Source organism: Paraglaciecola sp., assembly GCF_051252315.1.
Classification (GTDB): domain Bacteria; phylum Pseudomonadota; class Gammaproteobacteria; order Enterobacterales; family Alteromonadaceae; genus Paraglaciecola.
In genome coordinates this window covers 1-22,455 of the sequence record NZ_JBPOFP010000076.1, presented here as the reverse complement: position 1 = coordinate 22,455, position 22,455 = coordinate 1, and the positions used below count along the sequence as shown (strand labels likewise).

The 22,455-nt window shown below is 38.7% G+C and carries 19 protein-coding genes; 8 read left to right on the top strand and 11 right to left on the bottom strand.

Annotated elements, in window-relative coordinates:
• Nucleotides 1–241 (top strand): hypothetical protein (locus ACSHXM_RS14605; RefSeq protein WP_435689689.1); only part of this gene is annotated, 241 nt, incomplete at its 5' end.
• Nucleotides 242–338: 97 nt separating this feature from the next.
• Here the strand turns inward: ACSHXM_RS14605 and ACSHXM_RS14600 are convergent.
• The 7 genes from ACSHXM_RS14600 to ACSHXM_RS14570 all read right to left on the bottom strand — a co-directional run bounded on the left by ACSHXM_RS14600 (nucleotide 339) and on the right by ACSHXM_RS14570 (nucleotide 9,160).
• A complete protein-coding gene (locus tag ACSHXM_RS14600) occupies nucleotides 339–2,363 on the bottom strand; it encodes a HAMP domain-containing methyl-accepting chemotaxis protein (protein ID WP_435689687.1) in 2,025 nt (674 codons plus the stop codon).
• Nucleotides 2,364–2,528: 165 nt separating this feature from the next.
• Nucleotides 2,529–3,347: a symmetrical bis(5'-nucleosyl)-tetraphosphatase gene (locus ACSHXM_RS14595; RefSeq protein WP_435689685.1), complete on the bottom strand. Its 819-nt coding sequence runs from the start codon at nucleotides 3,345–3,347 to the stop codon at nucleotides 2,529–2,531.
• An 18-nt stretch (nucleotides 3,348–3,365) separates the two neighbouring features.
• Nucleotides 3,366–3,740 (bottom strand): Co2+/Mg2+ efflux protein ApaG, encoded by a 375-nt coding sequence (gene apaG / locus ACSHXM_RS14590; RefSeq protein WP_435689683.1) that lies wholly within the window; start codon nucleotides 3,738–3,740, stop codon nucleotides 3,366–3,368.
• Nucleotides 3,741–3,770: 30 nt separating this feature from the next.
• A complete protein-coding gene (gene rsmA / locus ACSHXM_RS14585) occupies nucleotides 3,771–4,577 on the bottom strand; it encodes a 16S rRNA (adenine(1518)-N(6)/adenine(1519)-N(6))-dimethyltransferase RsmA (RefSeq protein ID WP_435689681.1) in 807 nt (268 codons plus the stop codon).
• Nucleotides 4,574–5,557 carry a 4-hydroxythreonine-4-phosphate dehydrogenase PdxA gene (gene pdxA, locus ACSHXM_RS14580; RefSeq protein WP_435689679.1) on the bottom strand — a complete coding sequence of 328 codons (984 nt, stop codon included), beginning with the start codon at nucleotides 5,555–5,557 and terminating at the stop codon, nucleotides 4,574–4,576. The genes rsmA and pdxA overlap by 4 nt, the downstream gene beginning before the upstream one ends.
• Nucleotides 5,558–6,853, bottom strand: a complete 1,296-nt coding sequence (gene surA / locus ACSHXM_RS14575; protein ID WP_435689677.1) for a peptidylprolyl isomerase SurA — start codon at nucleotides 6,851–6,853, stop codon at nucleotides 5,558–5,560.
• A 105-nt stretch (nucleotides 6,854–6,958) separates the two neighbouring features.
• Complete coding sequence (locus ACSHXM_RS14570) at nucleotides 6,959–9,160, bottom strand: LPS-assembly protein LptD (RefSeq protein ID WP_435689675.1); 2,202 nt, start codon at nucleotides 9,158–9,160, stop codon at nucleotides 6,959–6,961.
• A 150-nt stretch (nucleotides 9,161–9,310) separates the two neighbouring features.
• Between ACSHXM_RS14570 and ACSHXM_RS14565 the strand changes: the two genes are divergently transcribed.
• The 4 genes from ACSHXM_RS14565 (at nucleotide 9,311) to ACSHXM_RS14550 (ending at nucleotide 12,871) form a co-directional block, all read left to right on the top strand.
• A complete protein-coding gene (locus ACSHXM_RS14565) occupies nucleotides 9,311–10,315 on the top strand; it encodes an aminoglycoside phosphotransferase family protein (protein WP_435689673.1) in 1,005 nt (334 codons plus the stop codon).
• A complete protein-coding gene (gene murU / locus ACSHXM_RS14560) occupies nucleotides 10,312–10,986 on the top strand; it encodes an N-acetylmuramate alpha-1-phosphate uridylyltransferase MurU (RefSeq protein ID WP_435689671.1) in 675 nt (224 codons plus the stop codon). Before ACSHXM_RS14565 ends, murU begins: the two co-directional genes overlap by 4 nt.
• Nucleotides 10,987–11,013: 27 nt before the next feature.
• A complete protein-coding gene (gene djlA / locus ACSHXM_RS14555) occupies nucleotides 11,014–11,844 on the top strand; it encodes a co-chaperone DjlA (RefSeq protein WP_435689669.1) in 831 nt (276 codons plus the stop codon).
• Between the two features lie 256 nt (nucleotides 11,845–12,100).
• On the top strand, nucleotides 12,101–12,871 hold the full coding sequence (locus tag ACSHXM_RS14550; protein WP_435689667.1) for a choice-of-anchor H family protein: 771 nt from the start codon (nucleotides 12,101–12,103) through the stop codon (nucleotides 12,869–12,871).
• Between the two features lie 22 nt (nucleotides 12,872–12,893).
• Here the strand turns inward: ACSHXM_RS14550 and ACSHXM_RS14545 are convergent, their stop codons facing one another.
• Entirely contained in the window at nucleotides 12,894–13,106 is a 213-nt protein-coding gene (locus ACSHXM_RS14545; RefSeq protein WP_435689665.1) for a hypothetical protein, read from the bottom strand.
• A 27-nt stretch (nucleotides 13,107–13,133) separates the two neighbouring features.
• A complete protein-coding gene (locus ACSHXM_RS14540; protein WP_435689663.1) occupies nucleotides 13,134–13,991 on the bottom strand; it encodes an SPFH domain-containing protein in 858 nt (285 codons plus the stop codon).
• Between the two features lie 308 nt (nucleotides 13,992–14,299).
• On the opposite strand from ACSHXM_RS14540, the gene ACSHXM_RS14535 reads away from it, so the two are divergent.
• The 3 genes from ACSHXM_RS14535 (at nucleotide 14,300) to ACSHXM_RS14525 (ending at nucleotide 20,028) form a co-directional block, all read left to right on the top strand.
• Entirely contained in the window at nucleotides 14,300–18,883 is a 4,584-nt protein-coding gene (locus ACSHXM_RS14535; RefSeq protein ID WP_435689661.1) for an ExeM/NucH family extracellular endonuclease, read from the top strand.
• Between the two features lie 66 nt (nucleotides 18,884–18,949).
• Nucleotides 18,950–19,510: a hypothetical protein gene (locus tag ACSHXM_RS14530; RefSeq protein WP_435689659.1), complete on the top strand. Its 561-nt coding sequence runs from the start codon at nucleotides 18,950–18,952 to the stop codon at nucleotides 19,508–19,510.
• A gap of 227 nt (nucleotides 19,511–19,737) precedes the next feature.
• Nucleotides 19,738–20,028 (top strand): YebG family protein, encoded by a 291-nt coding sequence (locus ACSHXM_RS14525; protein WP_435689657.1) that lies wholly within the window; start codon nucleotides 19,738–19,740, stop codon nucleotides 20,026–20,028.
• 22 nt (nucleotides 20,029–20,050) lie between these two features.
• Here the strand turns inward: ACSHXM_RS14525 and ACSHXM_RS14520 are convergent, their stop codons facing one another.
• Entirely contained in the window at nucleotides 20,051–20,743 is a 693-nt protein-coding gene (locus ACSHXM_RS14520) for a phosphoglycolate phosphatase (RefSeq protein WP_435689655.1), read from the bottom strand.
• A 134-nt stretch (nucleotides 20,744–20,877) separates the two neighbouring features.
• The coding region (locus ACSHXM_RS14515) for a GNAT family N-acyltransferase (protein WP_435689653.1) at nucleotides 20,878–22,455 on the bottom strand (1,578 nt) is incomplete at its 5' end.

Genomic DNA, 22,455 nt, shown 5'->3' with positions numbered 1-22,455 from the left:
GTTGTTTATCTTGGATAAAATGAGTCGAATTAAATTTCATAAGTCCGTTAAAATTTTACCTAAATATCAAAGGCAGGCTTTTGTCAGGAGTTCGGCATTTCTTGGAGACTTCTTTTTGCTGTTGAAAAGAAGCCCTCAGGTACTGCAGGGATGGTGTATCAAAAACGCAATGGATTGCAGTGAACGACGTGAATGCTTTAGTGAGCTTGCGAATGCTCTGTCGCGAAGCCATGCCTTGTGAACAAAGTAAATAAGTGTGCGTCGCACATAAAATGGCTTAGCCATAAAAAAACCGGCTTTCGCCGGTTTTTTTAATACTATTAAAAATAGATTTGAAACTAGACTCTGAATTGTTGTACTGAGCTTTGCAATTCTTCGGCTAACTTAGCCACTTCATGGCTTGAATCAGAAGTTTGATGCGCACCAACAGAGGTTTCTTCAGCTAAGTTCACTATATTTTCAAGTTTTTGGCTTATCTCTTGAGAAACAATGTTTTGCTCGCGAGCAGATTGCTCAATTTGACTGCTGACATCATATGCTTTGTGTACAGCATCCGTAATTGATTGTAAGGCATGAGAGGCATTTTCAGTTTGTTCTACACACACAGTGGTTTGCTCTTTACCTTGATTCATTACCGCTACTGCTTTTTCAGCTCCAGCTTGTAATACTTCAATCATCGAATTAATTTCTTGAGTCGATTGTTGTACTCGACTGGCTAAGGTTCTAACTTCATCCGCAACGACAGCAAAGCCTCGACCTTGTTCTCCAGCTCTCGCGGCTTCAATTGCAGCGTTAAGTGCGAGTAGGTTTGTTTGATCGGCAACACCACGAATAACATCTAAAATACCGCCAATACTGGCACTATCTTGATGAAGTTTGTTTATGACTTCTGCAGCCTGTTCAACGTCTTTTGCTAACACTTCAATGGTATGTCTGTTTTCTTCAGAGATACTTTTCACTTTTTCAGCTTCAACATCAGCATGTTTAATTTGATTAAGTGTGTCTTCTGCACTTTGCGTCACAAGTTGTGAAGTACTGTGCATTTCAGTGGTAGCCGCAGCAACCTGACCGACTTGAGACTTTTGCTCTTGGATTGAAATAGTAGTTTGGCTAGTCACTGCAGACGTTTCTTCTGCAGCAGAGGCTAGCTGTGCTGCACGAGAACTAATGCCTGAGATTAGCGTTTTTAAGCTGTCTATTAAGTTATTGCAGTTAGTGGCTAATTCACCAAACTCATCATCTGATGAGTCATCTAGTTTACGGGTTAAGTCTCCAGTAGAGACAACCTTAAGCATGTCATTCACTTTATGAAGAGGTTTAATAATAGCCATAACAGTTACGTATGCTATGCCTGCAGCCACTAATATTGAAATTAATGCGATAATTATGGTCCAAGTCATTCCCATACTAACAGAACTAGAAACATCATCTTTAGATGCTTGAGTTTTCTTATTGGCTAATGCTAATAGTTCGTTTAATTTAATAATAGCTTGTTGGATGTTTTCTTCTGACGCTTCTTTGGCTTCTTTGGCTTGTTTTTGATTGTTTAAACTTTGTAATTGGGATTGTAATAATCCTGTTGACGACATTACTGAGTCAGTAATGGTGTCAGTATACTCGTATACTTCGCTTAAGGTATCTGAGTCGTCCTGGCCATTTTCTGCGGCTTGTATTTCATTAATAATAGCCGTGATTTTAGTAATCGATAACTTAACATCGTTACTTCTAATATCGGCACTCGATAAGCTTTCGCTTTTTATGTATTCATAACTAGCATCTATGAGTGACGAAAGCTCTGACTCTAAACCATTAGCTATTCCCGAAGCTTTTTTCAATTGCCTATTACTTTGCACTTCGTCTAAATCGGAAAAATCTAAAATCAACGAGGATGCTTCGTCAGAATTGTCTTCGATGTCACCAAGCAAGTCCTGTATTCTCGCTTGCTGCTCTAATCCATTTTTTTTATTCTCAAAAATAGTACTGACGTTCTCTATATATTGTCTATAAATTTCTTCGGTTTGCACAAGAGAAGCACGTAAATCTTTTTCTTTACTGACGACACCCGTTAATGTCTGCATTTCGCTGTTAAAACTTGCTTCACTTTCTTCAAATGCAGTTTGTTTGGTCTTCACAGAATCTAAAGATGTCTCATAATATGCTTCGGTAGCGAGTCGGCCCATATTGAGGAAAGATACTTTGAGTTGGCTACTACCGGTGACTGTGGGTAAAGCAAGTGTATTTACTTCTTCTGTAGCTTGGTCAATGCTGTTTAAATTTGAAACGGCGACTACGCCGAGTATAAATAGAAGTATTGTGATAATAGAAAAACCACCTACAACACGTTTTGCGACTGTAATTTTCATTTTTTGCCTTATAAAGTTAGCAGTATCCGTACTGACTTTAATGAGTATTATTATTATTTTTTAAGTGCAAATCTGTTAATCAAATTGATTCACAACACTAACTATAACTGACTTAGACTTAATTTGAAGCCATACAGCATAATTTATAATAAATTTATCGGCTAATTATTGGTTTTCTTTATTGTCTACTGAATATTTTTTCATTGTTTTGGCGTTTATTAGGGTCATTGAACGGCCCCATAAATACCCTGTGTCCAACCCAATAAATCTTTTGACGCCAGTGTGTCCAATCAACGCCGCCCAATGTCCAAAAATTACAATTTGTTCAGATTTCAATAGTGGGTTTGGTATATCAAACCAAGGAGTGAGGCCTACAGGAGCTTCGATTACTGGGCTTTTACAATCAAAGTTTAGGGCCGTGTGTTCTTCTATATAACGCATTCTGGTAAAAGCGTTAATAATAAAACGAGTACGATCTGCTCCTTTTAATTCCTCACTCCAAATCTTGGGCTTTGAACCATACATGTCAGTTAAAAAACTTTGCCAATTATCGGAGCGTAATTGACGACTGACTTCTTTACTGTATTTTAGTCCTTGTTTCACCGACCAATTTGGATACAAACCAGCGTGGCAAATTAGAGTTTTGGAGTTTAAAGCTAACGCTAATGGTTTTTGTCTGAGCCAAGTGATGTATTTATGTATATCTGGTGAAGCGAGAAGTTTGTCAAATTTGTCGCTCGGGTGAGCTTTGCGTACCTTGGCAAAAATGGCTAAAAAATGTAAATCATGATTGCCTAAAACGGTGTCGAAGTTATCACCTAACGACATCAAAAATTTCAGCGTTTCTAATGCATGTGGCCCTCGACCAATTAAATCACCAACAGCGATTAATTTATCATTCTTAGGGCAAAAGTTAACTTTTTTAAGTAACTTTTTTAGCCCAGATAAACAGGCTTGAATGTCGCCAACCACATAAGTTGCCATAACTTTCTTAAGACCTGTTTAGTTAACTATGTTAGGAACAGCTAAACTAAATAATTCTATAGGAGTTTGAAACCATTCGCCTGATTCACTTTTCATCTCATAATAACCCTGCATAGTCCCCACAGGTGTTTCTAAGACTGCACCGCTCGTGTATGAAAATGACTGGCCTTGTCGAATGTATGGCTGTTGCCCTATGACACCTTCACCATGCACTTCTGTTTTTTTACCATTTCCATCTGTTATTAACCAATAACGATTAATGAGTTGTACTAACTTATTACTAGTATTTGAGATAGTAATTTTATAGGCAAAGGGGTATTCATTTTCACCGGTTGTACGATCACTCAAATATTGAGTTTGCACCTTTACAATAATGCTTGTGGAGCTTTGCATAAGTTTTAAGTGTCCTCAATTTATTAAATGCTAAGTTTGTTTGAATGAATCAACTGCATTAGCTATCTGTGCATATTGCTGTAAAGATAGGTTTTCTGCTCGTAATTCAGGATTAATGCCTAAGTCAATTAACTGTTGCTCAGTGATACATTCTTTCAAACTATTGCGAATGGTTTTACGTCTTTGGTTAAATGCCTTTGCACAAACGGTGTGAAGTGAGGATTCGTTAATTAAAGAAACAGGTTTTTCTTTGTGTGGAATGAGTCTTACAACAGCAGAGTCGACTTTAGGTGGTGGATTAAATGCACCAGGGGGTACTTGAATCACGGGAATAACTTGGCAATGGTATTGAGCCATGACTGACAATCTGCCGTAGTTTTTATTTCCCGGTACTGCTGCTAAGCGATTAACTACCTCTTTTTGCAACATAAAATGCATATCTTGTACTTTATTTGCAAATGAAAATAAATGGAACATTAGGGGGGTAGAAATATTGTAGGGCAGGTTGCCAAATATTCTAAGTGGCTTTTCATCCAACATTATTTCTGAAAAATCAAACTTTAGTGCGTCTGCTTCAATAATATTTAACTTACGAGCAATGAAAGGGTGAGTTCTCAAACGCTGAGCAAGGTCTCTATCTAACTCAACCACAGTCAGTGAGTCTAATAATTCACAAACGGGCTCGGTGAGAGCGCCTAAGCCAGGCCCGATCTCAACCATATGTTGACCTTTTTGAGGTGCTATAGCACTCACAATTTGGTCAATAACGTAATTGTCGTGTAAAAAGTTTTGACCGAAACGTTTGCGTGCTGTGTGGCCTAAATGTTGTTTGCTCATTGTTTTTCTGCTGCTATTGAAAGTGCTTTTTCGATGGCCAAAATAAAACTACCTGTGTCAGCTTCACCTGTTCCAGCTAATTCTAAGGCTGTACCATGATCAACTGAAGTGCGAATAAAGGGTAAACCTAGGGTGATATTAATTGATGAACCAAATCCCTTATATTTTAATACTGGTAATCCTTGGTCGTGGTACATAGCTAATACAGCATCGGCTTGCTCTAAGTATTTAGGATTAAAAATAGTATCAGCCGGTAAAGGGCCTGTGATATTTAATCCCTCGGCTCTTAATGCCTCTAGTGCTGGTGTAATCACTAGTATTTCTTCATTGCCTAGGTGCCCATCTTCTCCAGCATGTGGATTAAGTCCACATACAAAAATATGGGGTTTTTTGATCCCAAACTTGAGCATTAGATCGGTATTCACTATATGCAAAACCTTGTGTAGCCTTTCAAAGGTTATGGCTTTTGAAACGTAGGCTAAAGGAATATGTGTAGTGGCAAGAACAACTCTTAGTCCTTCTGTCGCCAACATCATAACTACGTCATTGGTGTTCGATTCATGAGCAAAGAATTCTGTGTGTCCACTAAAGGATATCCCCGCTTTATTTATCGAGCCTTTGTGAACAGGGCCTGTTACCACGGCATCAAATTCAGCGTCCATGTTTTTTCGGCAAGCTTGACGTAAAGTTTCAACCACATAATGGCCATTATCACTGTTTAACTCGCCACAAACGACAGGTATATCAGTTTTAATATCGACTAGATATAGATGCCCAGCGGGTAATAACTCTTCTGAATCCGCATTGTACTCAACTAAGGTAATAGGTAAGCCTAGTAGTTGGGCTCGCTGTTTCAACATGTTGCCGTCAGCAAAAATAACCAGCTGTGCAGGCCACTCTTTTTGAGCGACAGCTAGCACTAAGTCAGGGCCAATGCCCGCAGGCTCTCCAGGGGTAACAGCTATTTTTAAAGGTTTCACTTATTTATTATCTTTTCTAGCGATCAATTCAACATAAGCACTGGCACGAATTTCTCGGATCCAAGTGTCGGACTCTTCGGCAAATTTACGCTGAAACAACAAGTTGTGAGCTTTGTCTTGTTTACGCTTTAAGGTTGCATCTCCAATTCGTTTATCAAGCAATTGCATGATGTGCCAGCCAAATTGAGATTTCACCGGTTTACTGATTTCGTCAATCTCAAGCGTGCCTAGAGTATCGCGAAAGGTAGCATCATAAATACTTGGGTCGGCCCAGCCTAGTTCTCCACCTTTTAAGGCTGTACCTGGATCGGCAGAGTGTTCTTTGGCTAAGTCTGCAAAATCAGCTTCCCCTGCGATTAATTGTTCTCTAAATTCTTTAAGCATTTTTTCAGCTTTTTCATCGCTTAAAATAATAGAAGGAGTGATCAAAATATGACGAGCGTTTACTTCTGATACTTCTACTTTTTCAATGCCTCGTAAATCTTTTATTTTAAGAATATGAAATCCAGCACCACTTCGGATTGGACCCACTAGTTCATCTTTGGTTTTGTTTTGTACCGCTTCGGCAAATAAGGTTGGCATAGAGTTAATATTCATCCAGCCTAAATCACCACCTTCTAAAGCTTTTGGACCGCCAGAAGAGGCCGTTGCCACCTTTGTGAAGTCAGAACCTTTATTTAAAAGCTCAATAACTTTGGCTGCTCGAGTCTTAGCTTGTGCTATATCTTCGTCTGTAGGTTCACTTGGGAACTCAATCAAAATGTGACCAAGGTGAAATTCAGCTTGTTGATTTCCTTGTTCTTCAATTAACTTGACTAGGTTATTTATTTCTTGCTCAGTGATATAAACCCGGCGACGAACATTTGCTCTTCGCACTTCACCTAACATTAACTCTTTACGGATCTCTTCTCGATACTTAGTGTAAGTGGTACCTTCTTTGGCAATTTGTTCTCTGAGTTGTGCGGTGGTCATTTTTTGACCTTGAGCAATATTAGCAATCGTTTGTTCAAGTTGAGGGTCACTCACTTGGATCCCCATTCTTTCTGCCATTTGAACTTGCAAGCTGTCCACAATTAATTTTTCAATGGCTTGGGTTCTTAATGCTTTGTCTGATGGTAAAGCCTGTTCTTTTAACATCGCATTACGTTTTACTGTTGCGACTAAGTCTTTGATTTGGCTTTCTAATATTACACCTTGGTCAACAATGACAGAAACACTGTCTAACATCTCTGGTGCGGCTTTTGCCGGCATAGAGACTAAAGAACCAATAAAAAGAGCAACTGCTAATACTTTCATAATGTTATTTACTTTCTCGTTAAAGCGTTGATAAATCACGCTTGTTTATAAAACACACTAAAGTGTTGATAAATGTTTGAAAAACTTAGTGGCCGCAAACTTCAATTAGTTCAACAAGTATGGGCGTCTGTAACCAAACAAGCCTTCTTTTAATAAATTTCGACTGGTGAAGTATACATGAAAGCCTGATTCAAATTCATCAGTGCTTTGTGCACCAGTCATATCAAAACGGTTACTTAAATGACGTTGAGCTACTAAACTAATTGTCCAACAGCAAGACTCATATTTTACACCTGTATAGGTTTCAACCGTTCTTTTTTTCTTAGTATCTTGGTACCAACGTCCTACCCATTGCCAGTTTTTGGCTAATGGCCAGCTCGCCGTAATACCAACTTGATTAATCTCTTCCGAAGAAAGATCACGAATAAATCTATGGTTAATCTGCAATATTTTGTTTTCGCTCATTTGATATTCTAACGAAATACTACTGCGTTGCATTTTATCAGTGCTAGTAGAAACTTGTGCTTCCGTGTGAGCATACCATTTGCTACCAATTTGCCAGTCTAACTCTGCGGCTAAGGCAGAGCGATCTTTTTCTTGGGCAATATCCGTAATTCGACTGTCTGATAAATAAAATATTTGGCCTAAGCTTAATTTAAAGAGTTCTTGATGGTTGTTGTCTATTATACGTGAGGTTAAACCAAGTGTAATTTGATTATTATCACTAATCCGATCTAAGCCGGTAAATTCTTGTCCTCGGAATAAGCCTGAGAAGTTTTTAAATATTCGAGTGGTGTCGTATAAACCAATATCTGATTGATCCTCAAAGCTTGTATAAAGATATTGTACTTTAGGCTCTAATGTTTGAATCGCTTGATTTCCGAACAAATTGATTGGTCTTTCAAATGCCAATGCCCCGTACAGTTTAGCTTGACCAATTGTACGAGTGACTTCTTTGTCTAAGGTGGTGCCTTGAAGGTTTTCTTGCAAATAATGAGTATGCATAACTGTGGCTTCAGCAACAAACTCACTCCATTGATTTTGATAAGGTATTCGCAGCGTTGGCGCGATATGAAAACGTGTGGCACTTGGTTTTTCTAATTCAGCACTTTCGAAATACGCTAACTCAGAATGAATTTCAAATTCGGTATTAAATGCTAAGTCGGTCAAATAATCTAAGCGGATTTCAGGTAATGCACGGTAGCTATCTGGATGATCACCTAATACTTCAAAATCTCGAAATTGGGCTGTTAGACTTAAGTCCTCCGAAAAATAACTCATGCCAAAGGTTTTATACAAATGGGTATCGGCTCTATTGTAAAAATTAGAACCGAGATCAACTATATAGTTATCGTCACTTAGTCCATTTAAATCTGCATGAACTTGCCAGTTTTCACCAATTCGGCCTGTATGCACAAAACGATAGAAATATCTGTCACTGTCGCTGTCACCGTTATCGTCCAGTTCCATATCATTGGCTAAATATTCTAAATTAACTTGTCCCGCGTGTTGCTGAGTTAAATAGCGGAATTCTGTTTTTAGTTGTAGACCCCGTTTAGTCATCACTCTAGGACTTAAGGTTAAATCGTAATTCGGTGCAATGTTCCAATAAACCGGTTGTTCAATACCAATCCCTGTGGAGCTATTACTATTAAAGCTAGGATACAAAATACCTGATTGTCTTTGATCATTGACTGGAAATGAGAAATACGGCAAATATAAAACAGGCACACCTTTGATGTAGAAACGTGCATGCTTCACGACACCTCGGGCTTGATCAGGTGTGAATTCAATATTACTTGCTTGAATCCGCCATACCTCATCATCAACTGGGCAAGTACTAAAACTGGATTCAATTAAATTAATGCCTGATTGTTTGCCTATCGCAATTTTCTCAGCTTGACCATGCCCTTGAACTTTATTTAAAGCATAAGATGAGTCTTCTATTAATAACTCATTAGAACTTCGGTTAAGTTGAACTTGTTTACTGGATACTGTGATGTGTTTATCTAAAAAGCCAACATTTCCTGTGGCTTTTAAAGTTTGGGTTTGGCGATCGAATATTGCTTCATTAGCCGTAATTTTAGCTTGTTTACTGTCTATTTCGACATTACCTTTAAAATGAGCGAAGGTATCTTGGTTGATTTCACTATCTTGCGATTTGACCTGAATTTGCCCGTCAAGTAAGGAATTCTCAAGATTTGGCTCAGGGGCAGGTACAAAACAAACCTCTTGAGCATGGGCAAGCCCAACTGTCATCGATAACAGCAAATAAAGTGTAAATTGGGTGTTTTGTATACTAGACAAGTAAAAAGTGGCCTAATGTTGGTTTAATTACAGCATTTAAAGAGTCAATTTTAAGGGTTTCGAGATGATTTACCAGTAGACTTGCAAAAAAAGCTATATTTCGCCATTCTTGCAAACATTCAAGCTTCAATTTATGTATAGAGATTTCAGTTGAATCAACACCTAATTCGCCAACAACAACTGCAAAAGTGGATAAATCAGTCTACTAACTTTGAGTGCAAAGAACTCCAATTAGTTTCAGGAGATGCCAGTTTTCGTCGTTATTTTCGATTTTTATATGAGGGACAATGGATAATAGCCGTTGACGCTCCACCTAAAGTAGAAGATTGTGGTCGGTTTATTGATGTGGCTGAAAGTTATCGTCAGGCGGGTGTTAACGTGCCAAGCATATACGCATTCGATTTAGAAATGGGCTTCTATTGTCAAACAGATTTTGGCGAAGGACAATTTGCTCAAGCGTTAAATAATAAGTCATGTGACCATTTATATAAACGTGCTTTAGCCTGTATTCCTGCTATTCAAAGTTGTCAGGCAACGGCAAAGGGGAAGTTACCTTTATATGATCATGAATTTGTACAAAGGGAATTAGGCATTTTTACCGAGTGGTTATTGACTGAGTATTTACAACTTAATTTGTCTACATCTCAATCTAATATGCTCAAAACCAGTTTTGCTTTTATCTCCCATGTATTTTTGTCACAACCCACTGCTGGTGTGCACAGAGATTTTCATTCTCGTAATTTAATGTTGCTAGAAGATAAAACCATCGGGATCATTGATTTTCAAGATGCCGTGATTGGTCCAATAACTTATGATGGGGTGTCTTTATTACGTGATTGTTATCAAAAGTGGCCCGAAGAATCGGTCGACACTTGGACAAAAGAGTGGCATCAAGAATACTTTTCGCAGTACCCATGGAACGATTTTAAAGTGTGGTTTGATATTACGGGTATTCAGAGACACATCAAAGCCAGTGGGATTTTTGCCAGATTGAAATTAAGGGATCATAAAGACGTGTATCTAAAAGATATTCCTCGCACTTTGCAATACATCATCGAAGTTGGTCAACAATATTCAGAATTAAAGACGTTGGTCGAATTTATCTCTAGTGATGTTTTACCCTCAGTTGTCATTAAACAAGGGGCAAAATCATGACGACAAAAACCGCTATGATATTGGCTGCTGGCAGAGGTGAAAGAATGCGACCACTGACGGATAAGGTGCCTAAACCACTATTAACTGTGCAAGGTAAGGCGTTAATAGAACATCATCTACTGGCATTAAAAAAAGCAGGTTATCAAAGGGTGGTGATAAACCATGCTTGGCTGGGAAAACAAATAGAAGCTCAGCTTGGTGATGGAAAACAATTTGCATTAGAGATCTTATATTCACCAGAACAACAAGCTTTAGAAACCGCTGGAGGTATTGTTCAAGCCTTACCTCTATTATGTCAAAATGAAGATGAATCTTGTTTCACTGTGGTGAACGGTGATGTATTTACTGATTTTGATTTTAATGAGTTACCCATTGAAATATCGGCAGGTAGGGCGCATTTAGTGTTAGTGAATAATCCAGAGCATAATTTAAAAGGCGATTTCTACTTAGCTGGTCAAAAGTTAGTTGAGTCAGGCCAGAAAAAATTAACCTTTAGTGGTATTGCAAAATACCACAAAGATTTTTTTCTGGGACAAGAAGTCGAAGTGAAATCTTTGGTACCGTTATTTTTTGATGGCATTTCTAAACAAACCATCACAGCTCAGCATTACATGGGGAGCTGGACTGATGTGGGGACCCCACAAAGGTTAGAACAATTAAACAATAGCTAAATAAGTAAAAGGCACACTAAAAAAATTATGACAGGTAAAATTTTAGGGACCATTTTTGGATTTATGTTTGGAAGAATACCCGGTGCCATATTGGGATTTTTTGTAGGCCATTTATTTGATAAAGGTTATAGCCGAGATTTTAATCAGATGGGTGGTTTTAGTCGCTTCTTTACTAGCCAGGACCAGTTTAAATCACAGGCCATTTTCTTTCATTCCTTGTTTTCGGTGATGGGACATATAGCCAAAGCAGATGGAAAAGTAAGTACTGAAGAAATCCAGATGGCCAGCACACTAATGAATCAAATGGGCTTGGATGGAGAGGTACGTGTTGAAGCTCAGCAAGCGTTTCGAGATGGAAAAGCCGCAGATTTTGCACTTAAAGAAACGATTAAAGAATTTAAAGAGTCTTGTCATGGGCGAAGAGATATTCTGCAAGTTTATTTAGAAATTCTCATTCAGTCTGCTTATGTTGATGGAAAATTAGATAAAGCTGAACAAGTCATACTAGAAAAAGTCGCCACGTATTTAGGTTTTACATCCAATGACTTATTGTATTTATTGTCTGCGTTTGAAGCAGAGATGCGTTTTAGACAAGGTGGTCAACAGGGAGCCGGTGGAAAACGTTCTGCTTATACATCACAGCAATCAATAGACGATGCCTATAAAATATTAGGTGTGTCAAAGGCTCAAGATGATAAAAGTATTAAAAAAGCCTATCGTAAATTAATGAGTGAACATCACCCCGATAAATTGGTGTCGAAAGGTTTACCTAAACAAGCTTTGGAGCTGGCAAAGAACAAAGCCCAAGACATTCAAGCTGCCTATGAATTAATTAAAGATAAGAGGGGGTTTAGATAACCTTAATTTTGGGTTGTTAATGTCTCTAATGTGTAGTTGTTCATAGCGCAGCTACACTTGCAGCTCCTATTTTGTCGTTCTATTTGTATCTCTGCTTATATTTTTCCCCATATTTAAATTTTTCCATCGTTGAGTTTTGCAAAAATTTTCATGTTATGACTTTGTCTTTCTAATAAAAACACTTAGTTAATTTTATCTTCAGTTTTCGTTCATCCTTCTTAGTCCAAACTGGCTATAAGTTCTAAAGGAGAGTGACATGAAAAAATTAATATTACATACAGTTTCTAGTTTAATGATTACTGGCAGTTTGTTGATTAGCGGCAGTGTGATGGCCGAGCAGACGGAGACATCTTGGACCGTTAAATCAATTGAAAAACAGTTCAATGAAACAAGTGATGAAATTAACAAAACGGCTAGTAATCAAACGTTAATTCAAAGTATGTCTAAGCAAAGTAAAACAGGGAAAAACAACACTGACAACGCTAAAACTAGGCAAACAGCGAATGCCAGAACACTGACTATTCGCCCTAATGCCAATAATTTAGATCAAACATTTTGGGTATACGATGCATGGGTGACATTACATTCAGATGAAGACAGAGATGGGTTTTATAATCATTTCACCGTGGAATTTGATGCGGATACTGAATTTAATCACGCAGAGGTTTACGCTAGGTTGTATTTAGCCAAAGGAGAGGTATTTAAGGAGTATCATACTACTTCTAATTTTAATATTTATTCCGATAATAACAATGATAGCTTTGTCGTGGAGAGTGAATTATTGACGGGGTTTATTTCAGCTGATTATGAAGTATTAATCGAGTTATATGATGCTTATTCTAATGAGTTAGTGGCCACTTTAGACGGTACTAATGACGCAGATTTATATTTATTACCCTTAGAAAGTGAAAACTATGAAGAGGTGTACGTTGACCAAGTTGTGGTGATCCATGAAAGTGGCGGAAGCATAGCTTGGTTAAGTTTACTTCTATTTCCTTTGGTGTTGTTGAGAAGATGGTGCAATTAAACTGTTATATAAAAAAGGCCGACTAGTCGGCCTTTTTTGCATTTTTAGGGTCTTCAATCTCTTCAATAATGGTTGTCATTTTTTGCACCAATTTAACGCGTTTGTGTTTAACTAGTGCATCACGCAGAACATATTCAATCTGTGCATTGACGCTACGCAGGTCGTCATCTGCCCAACGTTGCATTGCAGCTAATACGTCGGCATTAATCCTTAAGGGAAATGCTTTTTTAGACATAGTTATTGCTTCTTCTATTTAATTGAATTAGTACAAGCTACCGCTATTTACTATGGGTTGAGCATTTTTATCACCACATAAAACCACTAATAAATTGCTTACCATCATAGCCTTGCGTTCTTCATCTAAGTCCACCACGTTTTGGGTTTTGAGCCTATCCAATGCCATTTCAACCATACCCACAGCACCCTCAACAATTTTACTACGAGCGGCAATAATTGCCGTTGCCTGTTGCCTTTGTAACATGGCACTGGCAATTTCTGGAGCATAAGCTAGATGACTAATTTTGGATTCGTGAACTGTTAATCCGGCTTTTCCTAAACGGTCTTGTACTTCTTGTTTAAGTTTTTCTGATATTTCTAAAGGATGGCTACGCAGTGCGACATCACTTTCATCATCAGATTGAGGATCATAAGAATAACTGCTAGCTAAATTACGCAAGGCTGATTCACTTTGAATAGTGACGTAGCTTTCGTAATCATCGACTTCAAAGGAAGCTTCTGCAGAATCGGTAACAGCCCAAACAACAATCGTGGCGATCTCAATTGGGTTGCCTAAATTATCGTTAACTTTAATTTTTGCTGATTCAAAGTTTCTGATCCGTAATGACACGGTTTTACGCATAAAGAATGGAACCGTCCAACGTAACCCGTTACGTTTTTCAGTGCCTACATAGCTTCCAAATAAAGTCATAACTTTGGCTTGATTAGGCTGCACCATAAAAAAACCACCCCAGCAAACCAGAGTTAACACTGAGCCTATTACACCAATTGTAATGTTTGTTTCACTGAATAATACATAGCCAAATCCAACTTGTAATAATGGTAATACGGCGAAAAATGCCAAGTAACCATTAATTGAAAACCCTTTCTTTTCAGTAATCATAATTGCCTCTATTTGATATCATAATGATATCTATATAATAGGCCGGTTTATAAATAGTGCAAGTACATTGCATTGATAACAGTGTAAAAATATATTTCAGGTTTTTTGCAAAATTTATAACTAATTGGTTTGTATATAAAAAATGGAATAAATATTGCTAAAAACCAGACTGAATGGTCAATAAATGGATCGGGAGTCGGTATGTTTAGCTTTTTTGTCATTAAATTGACACGAAAGCCCACGATGATCATGCTCAAAGTTTTGACAGTTAAATGGTCGAATTTCGACTTTACATACAAGGAATATACATGGAATACAAAATCCCCGCGCTGATAGCACTGCTCTGTGCGTCCTCAGCACAAGCAACAAATGTGTTTATAAATGAAATACATTACGATAATGATGGTGGTGATACGGGTGAGTTTATTGAAGTTGTTGCACCTGAAACAACAGATTTAACGGGTTATACACTAGAGCTTTATAATGGCTCAAATAACACTTTATATAGCACCCTCACATTTGACACTCAAACTACCCAAGATGGTTTGCGTTTTGCCACGGTGACAACTGGCTCGAATGGCATTCAAAATGGTTCGCCTGATGGTGTGGCATTAGTAGATGCTGGTGGTGTGGTAATTCAGTTTTTAAGTTATGAAGGGAGTTTAACGGCAGCTAATGGCAGTGCCGTGGGCATGACTAGTGAAGATATTGGTGTGTCAGAAACAAGCTCAACACCCATAGGTTATTCGTTGCAACTTTCAGGTACTGACGGTAGCCAATATACTGACTTTAGTTGGCAATCGGCGGCTGTATCTACTTCAAGCACAATTAACAATAATCAAAGTTTTATAATCGGTGAATCTGATCCTGAAGAAGAGGACTCTGAAGGCGGCGAAGATAACTCGGGCGGGGACGATAACTCAAACGGCGATGATAGTGAGCCTGGTACACAAGACCCAAGTATCATTAGCGGTATTGTGTGTACTAATTGTCCAGATGTACCAAAAATTGTGGATATTAGTACATTTGATGCGAGCAGCTATTACGCTGCAGCTCAAGTCGAAGTTGATGCAAACTCATCGGCAGCCACAATTAAGTTAGCTGTAAACGACATTATTACGACTGGGCATAAAAACTTATCTTATGCAGATGTTTGGACTGCGTTAACTTATACGGATGAAGATCTAGCTAATACCAACAATGTAGTTTTGTGGTACAGCAATCGTTCACAAGCTAAATCGACTAACGGCAGTGGCGCCGCTAGTAGTAATCCAGATAATTGGAATCGTGAACACTCTTGGCCTAAAAGTCATGGTTTTTCAAGCTCTTCTCTTGAAGCTTATACCGATATTCATCACTTGAGGCCTACGGATATTAGTATCAATAGTTCTAGGGGCAACCTAGATTTTGATAATAGTGATAGCCCTCTTGCAGAAAGCACAATCAATCGGGTCGATAGCAATTCTTTTGAACCAAGAGATGACATTAAAGGCGATGTCGCCCGTATGATGTTTTATATGGACACACGTTACGAAGGGTTTGGCAGTGACTCAACTCCTGACCTACAACTGGTTAACCGTTTAACCACAACCAGTGAAAGTAAATTAGGCATGTTGTGTACATTAAATGCTTGGCACCTTGCTGATCCGGTTGATGACGCTGAGCGTACTCGTAATAATCGTATTTACGAGTTGCAAGGTAACCGAAACCCATACACTGATAACCCATCTTGGGTGGATATTTTATATCCAGCCGCAGAATGTGATTCAGGTCAAGATAATGGAGAACCAGATACTCCGGACGAAGAAGTTCCTGACGATGGTAATAATGGCGAAGATCCTGTCGATGAAACGCCAGTTAGTGCCGCAGATATTATTATCAGTGGTGTAATTGATGGACCTTTATCTGGTGGTATTCCAAAAGCAATAGAGTTGTTTGTCACCAGTGATATAGCAGATTTAAGTGTTTGTGGAATAGGTTCTGCGAATAATGGTGGAGGATCTGATGGCCAAGAATTTACATTTGATGCCGTGTCAGCAAGTGCGGGTGACTTTATTTATGTGGCCTCTGAATCCGTTGGATTTAATAGCTTCTTTGGATTTTTACCTGATTACACCACTTCCGCAGCTAACATAAATGGTGATGATGCCATTGAGTTATTTTGTAGTAGTGAGGTGGTCGATACCTTTGGTGATATTAACACAGATGGTACGAATCAAGCTTGGGAATACCTTGATGGTTGGGCATATCGTGTGGCTAACACTGGGCCTGATGGCAGTACTTTTAATTTAGATAATTGGACTTTTAGTGGAAAAAATTCACTAGATGGTACCAGTGATAATTCCTCTGCAGATCCAACATTTCCGACAGGCAGTTTTTATGTTGAAGAAAAGCTCATTATTACCGGTGTTGTAGATGCCTCTTTGACTGGTGGCACACCAAAAGTGGTTGAGTTTTTTGCTGCGACAGATATCCAAGATTTAAGCGTCTTTGGATTTGGCTCTGCCAATAATGGTGGTGGTTCCGACGGTCAAGAGTTTACATTTTCGGGTTCTGCGAAAAAAGGTGATTACCTTTACATTGCTTCTGAGTCGACCAATTTTGAAGCTTTCTTTGGATTTGCCCCTACTGACACGTCAAGTGCTGCAAGTATCAATGGTGATGATGCTATTGAACTATTTAAAGACGGTACTGTGGTAGATGTGTTTGGTGATATAGACACTGACGGCACTGGTACAGCATGGGACTACATGGATGGTTGGGCGGCTAGAAAACCGAATACTGGACCAGACGGTACGAGTTTTAATCTAGAGAGTTGGGTGTTAAGTGGTACAAACGAACTGGACAATCAAAGTACTAATGATTCTGCGACTAATCCATTTCCTATCGGTGATTATGCAGGCAGTGGTAATGGGGCTGGTGGCGATGATGGTGGAGAAGAACCCACAACCAGTGTTGGTGTTTGTGCCGACCCTGCCACCTTAATTAGTGCTATTCAAGGCAATGCTGACGTTTCTCCACTAGTGGGTGAAACTCATGTTGTAGAAGCAATTGTGACAGGCGGTTACCCAAACTTTGGCGGCTTCTTTATTCAAGAAGAAGATGTAGATATGGACGCTGACAGCCAAACGTCAGAAGGGCTGTTTGTTGCATATGCTGGAACATTACCAACTGCTGGTTCGATAGTGCGTGTTATCGGTGATGTTGAAGAGTTTTTCGATAAAACACAGTTAACCATAACTGAAGCACCATTAACCTGTGGTAGTGATAACGCGACAGCGAGTGCGTTAAGTTTACCGTTTAATACTGATACAGACATCGAAGCGTTAGAAGGCATGTTAGTCAGTAGTACCCAAGAATTGGTGGTAACTAACACTTATGAATTATTGCGATATGGTCAAACGACTTTATCGTCTAAATTGTTGTTTCAACCAACCAACGTATTTACACCTGGGTCACAAGAAGCGATGGATTTACAAGCTTCGAATGTTCTAGATCAAATTATATTGGCGGATGATTCTACTTCGCAAAATCCTGAATTGATCCCTTATCCCACTGGTGGTTTGTCTGCCGGTAACTCATTAAGATTAGGTGATACAGTGTCAACTTTGACGGGTGTGGTGGATTATAGTTTTGGCGATTATGTGATCCTTCCAACCACAGTCCCAACGTTTGTTAATACTAACGAAAGAACCAGTGAGCCAGATTTAAACAAAGGCAATTTAACCCTTGCTAGTTTAAATGTGCTTAATTATTTCAATACCTTAGACATACCCGGCAACGTTTGTGGTCCAAGTAATTTGGGTTGTAGAGGCGCGGAAAGTGTTGAAGAGTTTACTCGTCAAAAAGCCAAAACAGTGGCCGCAATTGTGGCTATGGATGCAGATATCCTTGGATTAATGGAAATTGAAAATAGTGGTACTGGCGAAGGCTCTGCCATTGCTGATTTAGTGGCTGGTATTAATGATGTAATGGGTGAAAATTCCTATGCCGTTGTTAACACTCAAGGTCCAGTAGGTACTGACGCTATCTCAGTTGCTTTGATTTATAAACCAGCCAAAGTTTCCCTAGCTGGAACCTTAGGCGTGTTAAGCAGTGATAATTCTATCTCTGATGCTCAAGGTCCATTATTCAACGACGGCAAAAACCGTCCAGCTTTGGTGCAAAAATTTGCGTTAACTGAAAACGGCGAAGAATTGGCGGTAAGTGTTAACCACCTTAAATCTAAAGGTTCAAGTTGTGGTAGTGGCGACGATGATGTGACCAACGGGCAAGGTAATTGTAACCTCACTCGTACTCGTGCAGCCGAAGCATTAACAGCGTTTATTGCTACTGATTTTTCAGATGTGCCAACAATTATCTTAGGTGATTTAAATGCTTATGCTAAAGAAGACCCTATCGCTAAAATTGAATCTGCTGGTTATACCAACTTAGTTCACTATTTTGGTGGTGATAAGGCTTATTCTTATAGCTTTAATGCTCAGTTAGGCTACTTAGATCATGCATTAGCTAACAACAAAGCCTTAGCTAAAGTGGTGGATGTGACTGAATGGCATATTAATGCTGATGAGCCTGTAGCACTGGATTACAACACCAACTTCAAAAAGGACAATCATATCGCAGATTATTATGCGCCTGATGTTTACCGCATGTCAGATCATGATCCTGTTTTGATTGCTTTGCAGCTTGATGCGCCTTCATTTGAGTCAGTAACTTCAGCTGATGTTAATCAAGACGGTAACATTAACTTTAATGACTACTTTGCCATATTAGGAATGTTGGGAAGTGCGAGTGGGGATGCAAACTTTAATGCCCTTGCCGATTACGATGAAGACGGCGTGATTTCACCGTTAGATTTGCAAGCTTGGTATCAGTTGTTCCTAAGCCAATAATATTAACCGGCTGCTTGCTTTTTTAGTATGCAGCCAATAATTAAATTTTAAATAGAGATGTATACAATGAAAAATGTAATTCTTAATAGTAAAGTGCTTAAAGCATTTGTCGTAGCAGGTAGTTTGTTGGTGAGTACTTTTAGTGCCCATGCAGACTTAGTTTTGTCATTTGATCAAAGTGATGTTGAAGTTGGGTTGAACGAGACTTTTAATCTCGACTTATATGTGGATGTCACCACTCAAGTCGATTCTATTCTAACTTGGGGGTTGGATCTTGATTTGTCTGATAGCAGTGTGCTTAACTTAGATAGTTTTACGCTAGGTGGTGATTTTAGCTCTTTGATTTCAGATGATGGTATTGGTGGTGCTGCTAAAGTCCCTGGATTATTTGGCAGCAACATATTACTTGGTACGTTTGAATTTACTGCAGTTGGTTACGGCTCAACTGTAGCCACTACTTCAAACACTGTAGGCGACTTATTTGAAGGTTTTGCAACTACCAATTTTTTTGGTCCGTCTTCATTTAACAGTGCATCAGCCAATATATCGGTAGTATCAGCTCCAGCAACAATAACTATTCTTGCGCTAGCTAGCTTGGCTTTATTTGGGTTTCGCCGTAAGGCTTAATCTTGTTTAAACATTATTTTATGAAGGCGATTAACCTTAGGTTAATCGCCTTTTTTATGTCTACTGAAAACTCATTCAATAAGGTTAATTAAAACTTTTTATTGACTTTTTATACAGTGGTTTATACAGTATTTATAATGAAACAGAAAAGACTGAATTAATCGTAACCCAGTATTTTAAAGTATTTGTGTTATGGTTATAAAATAGCCAGTTACTGGAGAGTAAATATGACTGTAATTACGCGTTATGTGGTTGAGCACAAAGGGGTAGAGAAGTTTGTGACAGCAGATAAAAAAGAAGCCGATCAATACGACAAAATGTTAGATGTAGCAGATAACTTAGGTGAGTATATTCAAGGTAAAGGTTTTACTTTAGATGCTCAAGTGTTGGAAGATTTATCCATCATGTTGTCTAAAAATAAAGACTCATTGACTAAGTTATTAAAAGGCACGACGGCTGATTCATTGTTAAGCTCTGAAACTGCCGAGGTGGTTGAGATAGACAAAAAGAAAGCTTAATAATACTTGTGAGCTAATAAGCCTAACCTAACAGTTGATTAAATTCATCAATATGAGCGCTTGCATTTAGGTTGAGTGGATTGTCGCCGTGGTTGTAGCCATATGTCACACATATTGAGGTAACGCCTGCACTGTTTGATGCTTGAATATCGCTGGCTGAATCACCCACCATAATAGTTTGTTTTTTTGACAACCCTAGTGTTTTTAGAGTGTGTAGTATCGGCATAGGGTGTGGTTTTTTTTCTGTCAACGAATCTCCACTAAGCACCAGATCAAAAAAGCTGTCTATGCCATGCTCTGCTAATACATTCGGCGTGAATTGCCCTGGCTTATTGGTAATTAAGGCCATGGTCACACCCAGTTTACTTAATTCCGTTAAGGTATGTTTAACATTTGGATAAAGAGTTGAATGCAGCCCTTGTACCTTTTCATATTCAACAAAAAACTGAGTTAATCCCTGCTGTTGAGTCGGGATGTTGTGAAGCTGGTTTTGATTATTTTGGGTATATTTGAATACACGTTCAACTAATTTAGCTGCACCATTTCCGATCCAAGTACTCACTTGTGCTAATGACACTGTGGGCAAAGAAAAGTGAGTTAACATGGCGTTTACCGCAGCTGCTAAATCGGGTGCGCTATCGATTAAGGTGCCATCTAAATCAAATAATATGGCTTTAGGACGAATATTTTGGTTAGTTAAGGTAAGAAACTGCATAGAATAAAAATGTAACTTGATAATAATAGTACTGAGATTGTACCGAATGCTTGAATGGTTTACCTGTTTCTTTGAATCAGGCAACCAGTACAACTGATTGCCATTTATTTAATGGAATTGGTTTGTTTTGTTTTTTAAACTTTTTCTTTGGTTGTAGCCTCAGGCATATACCTAGTGCGCTTTTTAGGTTTTAGCTTGCTTATGTCGCCTATCACTAAGCCATCAATACAGTGATTAAACAGAGGATCTACATTAAAATCGACAAAATGTACGCCACCCGTTTCATAGATTTCGGTGTACTGTTTATATAAAGTGGGCACGGCCATGCCCATATTCGACAACAAATATTTCAATTGAGTGAAGTCTGCACGGTAATCATTCCCCGTGAACATTTGTATTTGATCATTAGGTAATGAATAGGGCAGTTTTGCCATTGCGCAGGATTTAGGATGCTGGAAATACAGGGTATAAAACTGCACCAGTAAATCTTTGGCAGCCTTGGGATAGTGGTCACTTAAACTCACTGGCCCAAACAGATAGTTAAAACGAGGATGGCGTTGTAAAAATGCGCCTATTCCGAACCACAAATAATCTAGGCTACGTTTGCCCCAATATTTGGGTTGTACAAAACTTCTGCCTAACTCTAAACCTTGTTCAAAGTATGGGGCCATTTCTGATGAGTAATCAAACAGGCTAGCGGAATATAAGCCTTTAACTGTTTTCTTGGCAATGATGGCTTTAGCGTCCCCAAAACGATAGGCCCCGACTATTTCTAAATCGTCTCTATCCCACAAAATAAGATGGTAATAATCTTGATCATAGTGATCTAAATCTCTGCGTTTATTGGTTCCTTCTCCCACAGCCCTAAAGGAAATTTCTCGCAAGCGACCAATTTCTCTTAAGATGGGGGAGCTATCGCCAGCAGGCGTATACAAATACATGACTTTGCCGTCTAAGGTTTCGCCTAAGTGTTCACAGTTGTCTTTTAAAGAGTGGTATAAATCAGCTCTGTTTTCTGGTTGTGCAATAGCGCTTTGAGTTTTGAAGATTCCTGATTTGCCTGTCCCTATTTTATATAGATGTTTTTTAAACAATTTAACTTGTTGATTACGGCTGATTGTATTCTTGTTGTATGACTCAAATGGAATAACCTCACCAATCCGCATAGGTAAGTGATTGCGCTTTTGTTTGAACATTTCTTTAACTAATAAAACAGCCGCTAAAGGTTTATACAACATAGACAAACCATAAAAAGTGGGAGAGTTTTTTCCGTCTATAAAAATTGGAAGAATAGGCGCTTTACCTTGTTTAGCCATGCGTAAAAAACCACTATGCCATTTTGTGTCGCGTATCCCCTGAGGGCGCAAGCGGGATACTTCTCCTGCTGGAAAAACAATTACCACACCTTCAGACTGTAGATGTTGTTGGATGTTTTGCAGACTTTGTTTTGCCGTATTACCTTGCATATTATTCACGGGTAACAACATAGATTGTAAAGGGGGAAGTGCCATTAACATTTGGTTGGCCACAACTTTAATATCTCGTCGAACTTCGCTAACCAATTTAATTAAAGCTAAACCATCTAATGAGCCAATTGGGTGATTGGCAATAATAATAAGTTTACCTTCTGTGGGAATTCTTTCTTTCTCACTACTACGGGCTGAATAGCTAAAGTTGAAATACTCCAAAACCTGTTCAACAAAGTCTATTCC

Bases quoted from the DNA above. Each gene is read 5' to 3' on its own strand.
- ACSHXM_RS14600 (WP_435689687.1), bottom strand. From the start codon at position 2,363: ATGAAAATTACAGTCGCAAAACGTGTTGTAGGTGGTTTTTCTATTATC.
- ACSHXM_RS14595 (WP_435689685.1), bottom strand. From the start codon at position 3,347: ATGGCAACTTATGTGGTTGGCGACATTCAAGCCTGTTTATCTGGGCTA.
- apaG (WP_435689683.1), bottom strand. From the start codon at position 3,740: ATGCAAAGCTCCACAAGCATTATTGTAAAGGTGCAAACTCAATATTTG.
- rsmA (WP_435689681.1), bottom strand. From the start codon at position 4,577: ATGAGCAAACAACATTTAGGCCACACAGCACGCAAACGTTTCGGTCAA.
- surA (WP_435689677.1), bottom strand. From the start codon at position 6,853: ATGAAAGTATTAGCAGTTGCTCTTTTTATTGGTTCTTTAGTCTCTATG.
- murU (WP_435689671.1), top strand. From the start codon at position 10,312: ATGACGACAAAAACCGCTATGATATTGGCTGCTGGCAGAGGTGAAAGA.
- djlA (WP_435689669.1), top strand. From the start codon at position 11,014: ATGACAGGTAAAATTTTAGGGACCATTTTTGGATTTATGTTTGGAAGA.
- ACSHXM_RS14550 (WP_435689667.1), top strand. From the start codon at position 12,101: ATGAAAAAATTAATATTACATACAGTTTCTAGTTTAATGATTACTGGC.
- ACSHXM_RS14545 (WP_435689665.1), bottom strand. From the start codon at position 13,106: ATGTCTAAAAAAGCATTTCCCTTAAGGATTAATGCCGACGTATTAGCT.
- ACSHXM_RS14540 (WP_435689663.1), bottom strand. From the start codon at position 13,991: ATGATTACTGAAAAGAAAGGGTTTTCAATTAATGGTTACTTGGCATTT.
- ACSHXM_RS14535 (WP_435689661.1), top strand. From the start codon at position 14,300: ATGGAATACAAAATCCCCGCGCTGATAGCACTGCTCTGTGCGTCCTCA.
- ACSHXM_RS14530 (WP_435689659.1), top strand. From the start codon at position 18,950: ATGAAAAATGTAATTCTTAATAGTAAAGTGCTTAAAGCATTTGTCGTA.
- ACSHXM_RS14525 (WP_435689657.1), top strand. From the start codon at position 19,738: ATGACTGTAATTACGCGTTATGTGGTTGAGCACAAAGGGGTAGAGAAG.
- ACSHXM_RS14520 (WP_435689655.1), bottom strand. From the start codon at position 20,743: ATGCAGTTTCTTACCTTAACTAACCAAAATATTCGTCCTAAAGCCATA.